The 13,916-nt window shown below is 51.2% G+C and carries 10 protein-coding genes and 1 pseudogene; 6 read left to right on the forward strand and 5 right to left on the reverse strand.

Annotated features, from left to right (window positions below; genetic code table 11):
- Positions 1 to 53: 53 nt before the first annotated feature.
- Complete coding sequence (locus tag ABD892_RS15010; protein ID WP_345196682.1) at positions 54 to 2,780, reverse strand: efflux RND transporter permease subunit; 2,727 nt, start codon at positions 2,778 to 2,780, stop codon at positions 54 to 56.
- 23 nt (positions 2,781 to 2,803) lie between these two features.
- Complete coding sequence (locus tag ABD892_RS15015) at positions 2,804 to 3,898, reverse strand: efflux RND transporter periplasmic adaptor subunit (RefSeq protein WP_345196683.1); 1,095 nt, start codon at positions 3,896 to 3,898, stop codon at positions 2,804 to 2,806.
- 187 nt (positions 3,899 to 4,085) lie between these two features.
- On the opposite strand from ABD892_RS15015, the pseudogene ABD892_RS15020 reads away from it, so the two are divergent.
- The 4 genes and pseudogenes from ABD892_RS15020 (at position 4,086) to ABD892_RS15035 (ending at position 8,535) form a co-directional block, all read left to right on the forward strand.
- Positions 4,086 to 4,889: pseudogene (locus ABD892_RS15020) on the forward strand (MOSC domain-containing protein).
- Between the two features lie 164 nt (positions 4,890 to 5,053).
- Positions 5,054 to 6,511, forward strand: coding sequence for an aminoacyl-histidine dipeptidase (locus tag ABD892_RS15025; protein WP_345196685.1), 1,458 nt, complete (start codon positions 5,054 to 5,056; stop codon positions 6,509 to 6,511).
- Positions 6,512 to 6,582: 71 nt separating this feature from the next.
- Complete coding sequence (locus ABD892_RS15030; RefSeq protein ID WP_345196687.1) at positions 6,583 to 7,953, forward strand: L-serine ammonia-lyase; 1,371 nt, start codon at positions 6,583 to 6,585, stop codon at positions 7,951 to 7,953.
- 189 nt (positions 7,954 to 8,142) lie between these two features.
- Positions 8,143 to 8,535 carry a hypothetical protein gene (locus tag ABD892_RS15035; RefSeq protein ID WP_345196688.1) on the forward strand — a complete coding sequence of 131 codons (393 nt, stop codon included), beginning with the start codon at positions 8,143 to 8,145 and terminating at the stop codon, positions 8,533 to 8,535.
- 224 nt (positions 8,536 to 8,759) lie between these two features.
- Here ABD892_RS15035 and ABD892_RS15040 read toward each other — a convergent pair whose 3' ends face one another.
- Together ABD892_RS15040 and ABD892_RS15045 are read right to left on the reverse strand one after the other, a co-directional pair.
- Positions 8,760 to 9,086, reverse strand: a complete 327-nt coding sequence (locus ABD892_RS15040; RefSeq protein ID WP_345196690.1) for a DUF2288 domain-containing protein — start codon at positions 9,084 to 9,086, stop codon at positions 8,760 to 8,762.
- Positions 9,087 to 9,219: 133 nt separating this feature from the next.
- Complete coding sequence (locus tag ABD892_RS15045) at positions 9,220 to 10,929, reverse strand: ricin-type beta-trefoil lectin domain protein (protein WP_345196691.1); 1,710 nt, start codon at positions 10,927 to 10,929, stop codon at positions 9,220 to 9,222.
- A gap of 172 nt (positions 10,930 to 11,101) precedes the next feature.
- Between ABD892_RS15045 and ABD892_RS15050 the strand changes: the two genes are divergently transcribed.
- On the forward strand, positions 11,102 to 11,677 hold the full coding sequence (locus ABD892_RS15050) for a YfbR-like 5'-deoxynucleotidase (protein ID WP_345196692.1): 576 nt from the start codon (positions 11,102 to 11,104) through the stop codon (positions 11,675 to 11,677).
- A 65-nt stretch (positions 11,678 to 11,742) separates the two neighbouring features.
- Entirely contained in the window at positions 11,743 to 13,485 is a 1,743-nt protein-coding gene (locus ABD892_RS15055; RefSeq protein WP_345196694.1) for an SLC13 family permease, read from the forward strand.
- An 88-nt stretch (positions 13,486 to 13,573) separates the two neighbouring features.
- On the opposite strand, the gene ABD892_RS15060 is transcribed toward ABD892_RS15055, so the two are convergent.
- Positions 13,574 to 13,834 (reverse strand): hypothetical protein, encoded by a 261-nt coding sequence (locus ABD892_RS15060; RefSeq protein ID WP_345196695.1) that lies wholly within the window; start codon positions 13,832 to 13,834, stop codon positions 13,574 to 13,576.
- Between the last annotated feature and the right edge of the window lie 82 nt (positions 13,835 to 13,916).

The raw sequence follows: 13,916 nt of genomic DNA on the forward strand, positions 1-13,916 counted from the left end.
TTTGCCTGAAGAGCACAGGGGACGCTCTCTTCATTCAATTTAGCCTTACTTCTTCAGATCGTTAAGCGGGAGTTAAGGTCAAACAGGCTGCCCAGCATTAACGGGATCAAAGCACCACAAATGGACATGGGCACAGTGACCATCACGACCAGCGGATCCCTGAAGCTTTCAAACTGCGCCGCCAGCACCAGGAAAATCACCAGCAGTGAGATGGCGAAGGTCACCATGATGGCCTGACCCTCGTTGATGTATTGACGGGAGCTGCCCTCGTAATCAATCCCAAAGCCTTCGGGGTTAATGTCAGCGGCTTTCTCCTGCAGGAAGGCGAGGGCTTCGCCGAGGCTGACACCGGGTGTCAACATCCCCTGCAGTTTGGTCGAGTTAAGCTGCTGGAATTGTGTCAGGCGGTTTGGCTGGGTTTCCGTGCTGACGGTTATGATGGCCGATAATGGCACCATATCACCGGATTCTGCCCGGACGTAGTAGCGGCCCAGCCATTCCTGGTTAAGCCGAAACTCTCGCGGCGCCTGGGGAATGACCCTATAACTGCGTCCTTCGATACTGAACCGGTTCAGGTTGCCGTTGCCCAGCATCGTTGACAGCGTGGTGCCGATGTCCCGCATGCTGATACCGAGACTGGCCGCCTTGTTCCGGTCAACCATCAGCTGGGTCTCGGGTTTGTTGAAGCGGAGTTCGTTGCTGATAAACATGAACAGTCCGGATTGCTGTGCCGCTTTGGTCAGTTCTTCGGTTACCCGAAACAGGGTTTCGTAGTCACTGGTGGTATTGACCACCAGTTGAACCGGTAAACCACCTCCGGCGCCGGGCAGGGATGGCATGTTGAAGGAGAAGACCTCCAGGCCAGCTACCTGGCTGAGATGTTCGTTCTGCAATTCCTTTTGTATCGCGAACTGACTACGTTCCCGTTCATGCCAGGGCTTCAGCAACATGCCGCTGAACGACATGTTAGGTCCACCATCCCCATTCACCAGGAATGAGCTTTCGTATTCCGGGAATTGTCTGTAAATGGCTTCGTAGGTATCGGTATATCGATTCAGATAGTCAATATTGGCGTACTGGGGCGATTTTGACATGATAAAGATAATGCCCATATCTTCATTAGGGGCCAGCTCGCTGCGGGTTTCCATAAACATCACCGGAATCGCGCAGAAAACGACAGCGGCAAAGAGCAGGGTGGGGCCACGGTAAGACAATCCCCTGCGTATAGCGGCCTGATAGCCGTTCTTGAGCTTGTCAAAACGGCGATCGAGCCACTGGACAAAGCGACTGTCGTTGCCTGCCGGCTGCAATAACCGCGAACACATCATCGGCGAGAGTGTCAGGGCAATAATGCCGGAGATCACCACAGCGCCGGCGAGCGTGAAGGCAAATTCCCTGAACAGACTGCCGGTCAGCCCGGTCATAAAGCCGATGGGGGCATAGACAGCGGCCAGCGTGATGGTCATGGAAATTACCGGGAGGGCGATCTCTCGGGCGCCTGCCAGTGCCGCATCAAACGGCGACTTGCCTTCCTCAATGTGTCGATGGATGTTTTCAACCACCACAATGGCGTCATCCACGACCAGCCCGATAGCCAGCACCATGGCAAGCAGTGTCAGCAGGTTGATGGAATAACCCATCAGGTGCATCAGGAACAGCACGCCGACCATGGACAGTGGGATGGCGACCACGGGAATCACAACAATGCGCAGTGAGCCCAGGAACAGGAAAACCACCACAATAACAATAAGGGTCGCCTCCAGCAGGGTTTTGACCACTTCATCAATGGATGACTGGATGAACTCCGTGGCGTCATAAACGATATCGGCACTGAGCACGTCGGGCAGTTGGGCCTGTATGCCGGGTAGTGTCTCTCTGACCCGTTCGATCACATCCAGCGGGTTGGCGGAAGGCGTGGCCGAGATGCCGATGTAGACGGACTGGATGCCATTGAAGGCCACATAACTGTCGAAGTTTTCGGCGGTCAATTCAATGTTGGCCACATCCTGAATCCTGACCAGCGTATCCCCATCATTCCGGACAATGATTTGTCGGAAGGCTTCTTCGGTACTCAGGTCGGTCTCAGCATTGACGCTGGTGACCGTCAGGAGGCTTTTGGTTTCACCGGCGGCCGACTGAAAGTTATTGTCGAGAATAGCCTGGTTAATATCTGCAGCGGTGACGCCGAGCGCCGCCATACGCACCGGGTCCAGCCAGACTCGCATGGCAAAGGTTTTTTGCCCCAGTATCTCTGCGCTGCCTACCCCTTCCAGGGTTGCGAGCCGTGGTTGCACCACGCGGGTGAGGTAATCCGTGACCTGCTCGTTGCTCATGGCATCACTGTAAAAACTCATATAGAGCAGGGCAGACCCTTTGTTATCACCCTTGGTGATGATCGGGTCTTCGGCTTCACTTGGCAGCTGGTTCCTGACTTCGTTGACCTTGGCCATGATCTCTGTAAGTGCGCGGTCAGCATTGTATCCCAGCTGAAGGTAGGCGGTGACCGTTGATGTATTCTGGCTGCTGCTGGAGGTCAGGTAGTCAATGCCCTCGGCGCCTGCCATGGCCTGCTGAACCGGGGTGGTAACAAACCCCTGCATCAGCTTGGCGCTGGCGCCGGGGTAGATGGTTGTGACCGTGATCACGGCATCTTCCATGGCCGGATACTCCCGCACCGGCAGCTTTTGGAAGGCCTGCAGGCCCAGGAGGAGAATCAACAGACTGACCACGGTGGCAAGCACCGGGCGCTGGATAAAAATATCGGTAAAGGATTGTTTCATTGCGATAGACATCCCGGTCACCCTCAGAGCTGCACACTGTTGTTGATGACAACATGGGCGCCGTTATCCAGCTTCAACTGTCCAGACGTGACGACCTGTTCTGAACCATCCAATCCTTTGGTGATTGCTACACGGCCCTGCTGGCGCTCACCGGTGCGGACAAAGGTGCGTTTGACGGTTAAGGTTTCGGCGTCTTTCTCGTCCTCCTTGCCCTGAATGACATAGACGGAATCACCATAGAGCGTATAGGTCACAGCGGTTTCTGGTACGGTGACGACGGGAACCTGCTCAGACAGGATGATTTCGATATCCGCAAACATGCCGGGGAGCAGTTGGGTTTTGCTGTTGTTAACGACACCGCGGACATCAATGTATCGGGTATCGCTATTGACCTTGGCGTTGATGGCATCAATGGCTCCCGTGAACCACTGGTCACCATGGGCAGGTACCTGAAAGCGAATGGCTTGTCCTTTGAACAGGTTCGGCACTGCCTGTTCTGGCAGACTGAAATCGATATAAAGGCGGGATAAATCCTGAAGGGTGGCAATCTTGTCGCCTTCACTCAGGTAATCGCCCGGTTCGGCCCGTTGAATACCTATGGTGCCGCTGAAGGGAGCCGTGATGTTTTTCTTTCGTAGCATGGCTTCCGTCTGGGCGACTGCGGCGCTGGCTTCGTCCAGGGTGGCGGCGCTCTGGTCAAACTGGGTCTGGGAGATGGCCCGTTTCTCAATAAGGGCGCGATCGCGATCGTAGGTCAGTTGTGCGAGTTTCAGCCGGGCTTTGTAACTTTTCAGGTTGGCCTGTTCGGTCTGGTCATCCAGCTGCAGAAGGGGCTGTCCTGCAGACACCTGTTCACCGGACTGGAACATTACATCACGGACGATGCCTTTCACTTCGCTCTTGAGTTCAACCCCCTGTATGGCGGTCAGGCTGCCAATAGTGGTCAGGCGGGGTTGCCAGGTTTCAAGGCGGACAGATTCGGCGGAAATCGTGACAGGCGGTGGGGTAAAGGACGCGAAGAATTGCTGCGTCATGTGTTTTTCATACAGCTTTAAGCCAGCCGGTACGCCAAACAGAAGAGCCAGTACCACACCGGTGAGCAGCCATCGCTTAAGCATTCTGAGTCCCCTGAATCCCTGTTTTTATTGATGTGTTTTTGTTTTTTGATATACGCCGCGGCATGATGGCGGCGGGAAGTGCGGCTAACTATACCGCAGCCGGTTTATCGGGGAAATGTTACGTTGACCTGATGCTCAGGAAAGGGCGTTTGACCGGGAAAACAAGTGCCAGTGATTGAGGAAATACATGATTACGGTATCCGAGTTGGCGGTTTATCCGATTAAATCCTGCCGTCAGAATGTGGTGGTAGAGCGGTTTGTCGATGCCTTTGGATTCAGTGGCGATCGTCGCTGGATGGTCGTAGACAAAAGCGGGAAGTTCATTACTCAGCGGCAGTATCCACGTCTGGTTCGGGTGGAGGTTGAAGAGCAGAACTCGGGCATTGTGATATCCGCAGAGGGTATGGAACCGCTTGCCATAGCGACACCGTCTATCCATGACACTTCACAGTTATTGGTGCAGGTCTGGAAGGATGAATGTCAGGCCACCGGTGCCGGTAGTGAGGCTGATGAGTGGTTCAGTCATTTCTTAGGCATCGAATGTCGACTGGTCTGGATGCCGGATACTTTTCTTCGTCAGGTGGATAGGGCATACGCATCAACCGGTGATCAGGTTTCCTTTGCTGATGGGTTTTCCTTCCTGCTGATTTCAGAGGCTTCCCTTCAATCACTGAATGAACGACTGGATGCTCCTGTGCCAATGCGTCGATTCCGCCCCAACATTGTTGTGAGCGGGTGTGACCCTCATGAAGAAGACCGGTAGGACAGGATCCGTATTGGCCATATTGAATTTAGCGTGGCGAAACCCTGCAGCCGTTGTGTCATGACAACAGTAGATACTGAGAAAGGGGTCAAAACCGGTGAACCGCTACGCATGCTGGCATCATACCGACGGCAGGGCAATGGCATTTTCTTCGGGCAGAACCTGATTCATCACGGACAAGGCGATATTAAGACAGGAATGGCTGTTGAGGTCTTAAATTATAAATAATATACAATCATATATCTTCTTTGTTGGTCATTTAGTACGCCTGAAATATCGAAGTTTGCTGACATTAATCATGTCGAATACGGGAATATACCTACGCCAATCGTCTCGACGGATTGATATAACAGTCCCAAGCCATAATCGTAGTCATAAAACAGGAATGGATTGTGTCTGATATCAAACAGTTAGAACCCACCAGGATCTGGGAACGTTTTAGTGATCTGTGCCAGATTCCACGTCCATCCGGTCAGGAAGAACAGGTTAGAGACCATATCGTTGCCCTCGCGGAACGTCTGGGTCTTGAGAGTTACGTTGATGAAGTTGGCAACCTGATCGTCAGGAAACCCGCCACTGCAGGTATGGAAAACCGTACCGGTGTCATTCTCCAGAGCCATCTGGACATGGTTCCCCAGAAAAATGCGGATACAGACCATGATTTCAGCCGCGACCCCATCAAGGCTTATGTCGATGGTGAATGGGTCACTGCTGCTGGCACCACACTGGGTGCAGACAATGGTATGGGTATTGCCGCTACACTGGCGATTTTGCAAGCCACGGATATTCCTCATGGCCCCATTGAGGCACTGTTCACCATTGATGAAGAACGCTCAATGGTGGGTGCAGAAGCCCTTAAGCCCGGTGTTTTGCAGGGCAAAATCCTCATTAACCTGGATACCGAAGAAGAGGGGGAAGTTTACGTCGGTTGCGCGGGTGGCGTTGATGTACTGGCAGATGCCGCTTACGTCGAAGAGACCGCTGCTGCTGATATGCAATGGCGTAAGCTGATCATCAAGGGCTTGAAAGGCGGTCATTCCGGCTGTGATATTCATTTGCAGCGTGGTAATGCCAGCAAGCTGATGATTCGCATGCTCAAGCAGATGCAAACCCTTGGTGTGCGTATTGCCAGCTTCGAAGGTGGTAATCTCAGTAATGCGATTCCCCGGGAGTGCTTCGCGACTGTCGCGATTCCCGCTGATCAGTCAGACGTCTTTGATGGGCTATTTGACAAGATGGCCGCTGTTTTCGGTAACGAGCTGCAGGCAGTTGAGCCAGGTCTCGTCATGCTGGCTGAAGAAGCAGAAGCTAAGGCCAACATCATGGCTGAGCAGGATCAACTGCGCTGGCTGGATACACTGGATGTATGTCCCCATGGTGTTGACCGGATGAGCGACAGTGTGCCTGGCGTCGTTGAAACCTCCAACAACCTGGCCATTGTTACGATTGCTGAGGGCAAACTCCATGCAGCCTGCTTTGCCAGAAGCCTGATTGACAGTGCCACTGAGAACATGGGGCATCGTATATGCGGTCTGTTCCGCATGGCTGGCGCAGAAGCCCGCATGGTCGGCATGTTCCCGGGCTGGCAGCCGGATGTATCCTCTGCCATGCTGGTAACCATGAAGGAAACCCATGAGACACTGTTCGGCAAAGCACCGGAAGTGAAGGTGATTCATGCGGGACTCGAGTGCGGTATTTTGGGTGCCACTTACCCAGCGTGGGATATGGTATCCATCGGCCCAACCATCGTGTTCCCCCATTCACCGGATGAGAAGGTTCACATTGAGAGCGTGAGCCGTTTCTGGCAGTGGCTGCAGGCGGCGCTGGCCGCAGCACCTGAAGCTGCCTGATCGATCGAACGTCTCAAAGGCCGCCAGGGATGGCGGTCAACAATCATAATATCTGGTATGCAGGACAACCTATGACCCTCAGCGTGTTTGATTTGTTCAAGATTGGTATCGGGCCATCCAGCTCCCATACTGTCGGCCCCATGAAGGCCGCCTGTCAGTTTGTTCGTACGATCGCATTGGATGAAGTGACCAGAATCCGGGTAGAACTCTACGGAGCTTTGGCGCTGACAGGAACCGGACATGCCACTGATCAGGCTGTTGTGCTCGGGCTTATGGGAGAAATGCCAGAGTCTGTTGATCCTGAAACTGCTAACGATCGTTATCTTGCTGTCTGTAATGATGGAGTATTGTGCCTACCTAATCAGGCTCAGATTTCCTTCGATAAATCCTCCGATATTATTTTCAATAACACGCCGCTACCCGAACATCCGAATGGTCTCAGATTACTGGCATTTAATCAGCAGGGCGTCACGTTGGCGGACCAAACCTGGTTTTCCGTGGGAGGTGGTTTCATCGTTTCAGCCACCGAAATACAGACGGCAGACAATGTTCAGGTACTGGGTGCTAAAAGTATTCCGTATCCTTTTGAATCTGCAGAAGAATTGTTGAGTAAATGCAGTGCTCATAGTTTATCTGTCGCCCAGTTAATGATGAAGAATGAAATCGCTTTGCACGGTGACAGTGACAAGGTTGAACAAGGTTTGAGAGAACTGTGGCAGGTCATGAACAGCTGCATTGAGCGCGGCTGTCGAACCGAGGGGATATTGCCTGGCGGTCTTGATGTAAAACGCCGCGCGGCTGGTCTCTATAAGGAGCTGATCAATGCGGGCAGTGATGCTGCAGATCCACTATTGGCGATTGACTGGGTTAGTCTGTTTGCCCTGGCGGTCAATGAAGAAAACGCAGCGGGGGGCAGGGTGGTTACCGCACCGACCAATGGCGCTGCCGGCGTTATTCCTGCTGTCATTGCCTACTATATGCGTTTCATCAACGGGGCTGATGAGCAGGGATTGTATGACTTCATGCTAACCGCAGCCGCGATTGGCATGCTTTATAAGAAAAACGCGTCTATTTCAGCGGCTGAGGTCGGCTGTCAGGGAGAGATTGGTGTCGCCTGCTCCATGGCTGCAGCAGGCCTGACCGCTGTCCTTGGGGGCAGCGTAGAGCAGATTGAAAATGCCGCGGAAATCGGCATGGAACACAATCTCGGTATGACCTGTGACCCGATAGCCGGTCTGGTTCAAATCCCCTGCATTGAACGCAATACCATGGGGGCTGTCAAAGCTATCAATGCTGCACGTCTGGCCTTGCGGGGGGACGGTTCTCACCGGGTGACCCTGGATGAAGTTATAGCAACCATGCACCAGACCGGTAAGGATATGCAGAGTAACTACAAGGAAACTGCATTGGGAGGACTGGCGGTTAACGTAATTCTCTGCTGAACTTCGATAAATCCATATAAAATATGTTCAAATAAACTACTTGCCATACGTTGAAAAAGTGTATAATGCCGCGCTCTGACAGTTTCCTTGCGTCCAGCTTCTTCCAAGCTGGCCTATAAACGTCATATTGATATCAATAGATAGACAGTAAAAACGCTGCCTGATCGCCAAGAGGTTGAGGTACTTTCAATGGAAACATCCACCGCAGGAGGAAATCCTATCATTTCAGAAGAACAAGCGCTCGTCGAGCAACGCAGACTTGAGGCGTTGTTGGAAATTACCTCCTCGCACAATAAGGAAGTACAGGGGCTAAAATCCCAGCTGGAAGCGGCTGAGAAGAACGTTATGAAGTTTTCCGTTCAGGCCAAGAGTCTGGATGGTGAAATCAAGAGCCTGCGCGCCCAGAACCCTGATCGTATGAAAAAGCAGGTTAAGCGTCTGCAGGAGCAGAACCGCGTTTTAACCGCTGAAAACAATACCCTTAAGAGCAAGCAAAAACAGCTGCAGCAGCAGGTGCAAAATCTGACGCTTGAACTGGAAAAGGCCCAGGCCGAACAGAAGAAAGAAGAAGCTGTCAGCTGATTGTGCTCTATCCGCTAACTGCAGGGACAGATGATTATTCAATTCTGGATAAGGTGTTAATCCCGGTGAATTCCTGATACTGAAGACCCTATCCGAGTAAGAGGAATGCTCCGCATCCTTTGTTAACAGGCATCATACTGTTTATTGAGTTGTCAGAGTTCTGACTCCCTGCCTGCTTTTCGCCTTGGTGATAACATCGGCTGATACTATCACCAAGGTATCCATTATTGGGCTATAGATCCGCCTGATACGGGTTGAACCAAAACCCAGGGGGCAATCACGACAGCCCATACGGTTGTGTTCTGCTCATACCAGTGTCGAGCGTCATCATCGTTTACATCGCCTAATAGACCATCATTCATCCAGCGTTGAATGGCTGCTTTATCATCTTGATGCATGGCCAGGGCAACATCGACAAGATCGAGTCCATGGTGAACATGTAATGTCTTACCGCTGGCGAAAAAGCGCTGCAGATCATGCCAGGGTATTTTGGCGGTTTCCTGGTTAATCACGATTTTGGGGTCGATATCGGAATGAGTTTCTTGCTGCATGCTGACTCCTGGAGAGGGTATCTGGCCGGTAATCTTACCGGATTAACCCAGGAATCCGCAGTGTTTTGATGAGGGAACCGCATGGAATAATTAATAGTCATGCGGTTCCGGAGGCTCTGTCGTCAGTTGAGGATTATTGCCTCCACTGCCATTGCTGATTATTGCCGCCATGGTACTGCCAAATGCCAACACCGCCACCCTGAGAAGTCTGGTAGGCATCAATGACCTTTTGGGGGTTTTGGCTGCTGCGAATAAACTTGCCATCCTTCATCCAGCGCTGATTGTCGCCCCCATGGCAGTCCCAGACAATCAAGCGGGTACCATTGAGAACCCCCATGCCATCGAGGCAGCGGTTCGGGTTCTCCCGGTTTCTGATGCTGCCTTCTGCAGTGAACTGCCAGTATTGGCTGTCGGTGCCGTCACAGGCTTCCAGGCTGGTATGGGCCAGATTAATCACGCTGTTCCCATCCAGACAGAGATCACTCATGGTGATGGTCCGGTAGCCATCACTTTCCACGGGGGCTTTTGAAGGCAGGGGGAAGGTGAAACTGCCCTCTATGGGGAAGTGGTCAGAAATATCCCAGTCGCCCCAGAGTCCTGCGTCAATACTCCGGGGGGTGAGCAGCGCATTGGTGCTGTTTACTGGCTGGAGATGGCGATTGCTGTAAAGCACATAATCCAGGTATTCCCGGTAGTTGGAAGCCCACTTGTTGACGTGGCCGTCATAACTGTAGGGATAAGCCCCCGTTGCCTGAGGTTCTGTTGCATCGAGAATTGCCAGCATCTGGCTGTGTTCGCCGGGGTAATTGACTTTATCAACGTTAAGGTCACCGGCGATCAGAACCGGCTCAGAGGTTGGAATGTTCTGACTGTCAATGAAATCCCTGAGTTGCTGAAGATGCTCAGCCCTGACCGCGATGTCTTCCGTGCCGGTATAGGCGTGGGTGTGGGTGCCGAAGAGGTGGTAGCTGTTTCCCATTTTGTTGACCTTGGCATAGACAGCTCCCTTGGCAGCCAGGCACCCATCATTAATGCAACGGTCGTAAACGGTTTGATCTTCCGCCTCAATGGGCCAGCGGCTGGCGATGAAAATGCCGCCGTCTTCCATTTTTCCGGTTTCATCAACGATACGGGTGAAATAGGGGTACTCTTCATCCAGTCGGTTAATGAAGTTCTGGCGTAAGCTGTTATCAAAAAGCTCCTGAAAAACAATCACGTCATAACCGCTGACGATATCCAGCATGGCGTCCAGGCGTTCAGCGGATTTCTTGGCTATCAGGCCAGGTAGCAGAATCCATGTGTTATAGGAGAGAACCTTCAGTTTATCGCTGCTTTGGACGGTGGGTTGCTGGTGTTCATTGTGGATCACATAGTAAAGGTCATCCCCTGAGGTTCTGGCTTTCTGGGAACGGAAAGCCAGGGTACTCTGCTTGCCATCAAACGTCAGGGTTTGACGGTGGATGTCACGGTCATAAAACCATGTCAGGTCACCGCTGTCACTGGCGGCACTCAGCCACATCTTGCTGAAGGTCAGCGTGCCCGTCAGCTTCTGCTGGAGAGTCACCTGGCTTTGGCTTCCGGAAACCCGGGTGTCCAGAAAATACGTCTTGCCGTTTTTGATCCCTTCATCCCGGTTCATGCGCAGTACCCGCCGGGTGGCTAATGGCGGCACCTCAGCGGCAAGCTGTTCATAATGTTCACCGGCGACCAGTGTGGTGTCTCCCCGTACATGGGTTTCTATCTGAAGCGTTTCATAGGTATTGTTAGTGAGGTAAACATAGCTTTCTGCAAAAGCGCTACTGCTTAAGCAGAACAAAAATAAGAACTGAAAGAGTCTTGTCATAAAGGGTGGCCTGTTAAAATTCGTTATTTTTTTGGCCGGATCAGAATAGTGACAAGCGGCAGACGATTCAAGACTTATACTGGTCATAGGAATAAGCAGTCTGTTGATTTAATGGCAATTGAGAACAAGTGAACATTTATTAATCTGATATCAACTTGCTTCCGGGGGATTTATGAATATATACGATATTGCGCGAAGCGCTGATGTGACTCGCTGGCATTCCGTTCCCTGTCACCGTTATCCCTCGATTGCTGAGCATTCTTTTCTGGTAACCATGTACGCTTGCTCCCTGACGGAACAGGTTTATCCCGCCATTTCACCGGAAGAAAAACTGGCGCTGCTCCAGTTCTGTCTTTGGCATGATATGCCGGAGACATTAACCGGCGACCTGGCAACACCGCTTAAGCGACGACTGGAAGCCTCTTTTCCCAAAGGAGACAGCCCCATTGAGAAAATTGAAGAATCTCTCTGTCCTGAATATAAGCGGTATAAGCATCACCTACCTGACCGTTTGAAGCGGATAGCCAAACTGGCGGATATTATGGAAGCCATGAAATTCATTCGTAGTGAAGGGAAAGGTGGCGTCAGTGAACATATCTTTCAGGAGCGCCAGAAAACTTTCAGTCAGCTGGTCAAGGATTCCATGACGCGATACCCCGAACTAGAATGGCCCGCTGCTGAGGCATTGCTTGATGAATTGTTAAACGGCACTCCCACCATGATTGATTTTGTTGATGCCTTTCAATAAATCACCTGAGTTATGACACGCTGCTAAAGTAATCTAAATAGGCAATGTGAAACCATGGACGGTTAATGGAAACCTATTCCCAGCTCATGCCATGGATTAATGGCTCGGTTCTGGTGCTCGTTCTGGCAGCATTAATCAGCAACCTGTGGCGCGCGGGTCAGATTTTTGCGATGGCTTTGCTTTATTTCCTGTTTACCGGTCAGCTGGGCGTGGAAGAGGCTTTGGCCAATTTTGTGAACCCTGTACTGATGACGCTGGTTTTGTTGTTGCTGGTTTCCATTGTTCTTGAAAAAAACCGCTTCATTGAGATGGCCACTCGCCACGCGCTGGATTGTGGTTACCGTACAGCGTTACTGCGACTATGCACCATGACAGCGTTTTTATCCTCCATGCTAAACAATACCGCCATTGTTGCTGCATTCATGGGTAAAGTTGCAGGGCAAAAGCAGCATGCGGCTTCAAAGGTACTGATTCCTCTCTCTTATAGTGCTATTGCCGGCGGAATGCTGACGTTGATTGGTACATCGACCAACCTCATTATTAATAGTTTTGTCGTTAGTGCAGGCCTTGAACCGCTTGAATTTGGGGATTTTTTCAAGATCGGTGCACCGGTTGTGATGGCGGTGCTGTTCGTATTGATCGCAACCGGACAGTACATTTTGCCGGATAGTAGCCAGTCCAGTGAGTCGTATAACAAGTTCCTGATGGAAGCTCGTGTTGAAGAAGGTTCTCCACTGGTGGGTAAGAGTATCAAGGAAAATGGCATCAGGGATCTTGAAAGTATCTTCCTCGTTGAGATCTGGCGGGAAGGTCGGTTGATTACCCCTGTTCGCCCCAATCGCCGTATACGCGCCAATGACATTTTAATCTTTAATGGCGATCCGAATTTTATTTCTGAACTGGATCGATTTTCTGGCCTGGCGTTACTTACCGAAGAAGAGAGAATCCCTGTCGGCAATCTGACTGAAGTCGTTATTGCTTCCGGTTCGGACTTGGCGCGCAAATTTGTCCGTAATCTGGGCCTTCGCATACGCTATGATGCTGCCGTTGTAGCCCTGAGTCGGGGGAATCAGGAGTTAACCGGAAAATTGTCTAATGTTCGCCTTCAGGTAGGCGACCGCTTATTGTTGGCCACGGGAGAAGACTTTAGAGCGCTCAGCGAAGAAACAACAGACTTTCATATCCTGCGAGAACATGTTGCGAGTGGTAGCCTGGATACACGTAGCAGCGTGATCAGCATTTCTCTGTTTCTGTTTGGCCTGGCAGGTTCGATTATGGGGTTGTTTCCCCTGTTGGAAGGGCTGATCGGCATATTTATTGTCTACCTTCTGGCTGATTACACTCGTCTGGAAGAACTGCGGAATCGCATCCCGTTTGAGCTGATTGCTGTTATAGGTTCTGCTCTGGGTATCGCACAGGTCTTTACTAATGACGGCACTGTTCATGCAATCGCTCAAAATGCCGCAATTTATTTGCAGGACTTTCAACCGTGGGTCGTGATGACTGGACTGTTTATTTTGACCATGGTATTGACTGAGGTTGTCACCAATAATGTTGCGGCAGCCTTGTCATTCCCTCTCGCTTTGGGGCTGGCCCAGGTATTGGGGATAGATCCCGGAGCCTTTATTATGACCATTGCCTTTGCTGCCAGCTGCAGCTTTCTAACGCCTGTCGGTTATCAAACGAACCTCATGATCTACAGCGCGGGTAATTATCAGTTAACCGATTATCTGCGCGCCGGATTCCCGGTTATGCTGGTTTATGCCTGCGTTTCGATTTCCATGATTTCCTGGTTTTATCTCTTCTAGATTATTGCTTCACACGATATCTTGATTAAAATCCAAAGGCTTATGGCGATTTGTCATGAATTGTCATTCGTGCTTTTGTAATCATCCCCTAAACTAGGGGCATTCCGGAGTTTGTTGGTTCTCCTTTGACTTGCAGATAATCAGCCAGTTTTCGTGGCATCAAAGAGCTGAGCTTATCAAAATCAGGGCCTGTTCGAATGATTGCTCGAATTGTTTGACGGCATCTATTCATGAGGCATAAATCGTTTAATTGTATCACTTCAGTCACATTAATCTGCTTACCGAAATAGGCATGAGGGTCATGTATTGTACCCGTTTTAATATAAGCGCCAGCACTTGCCAGTACCATGCCTTAAATCCCGCTTAACCTTGGGAATGTGAGCAAGCTGGCCGTACTTTTGGCAACAGAGTACAGTTTTTGCACAAAACGC

Source organism: Kistimonas scapharcae (assembly GCF_039540975.1).
Classification (GTDB): Bacteria; Pseudomonadota; Gammaproteobacteria; order Pseudomonadales; family Endozoicomonadaceae; genus Kistimonas; species Kistimonas scapharcae.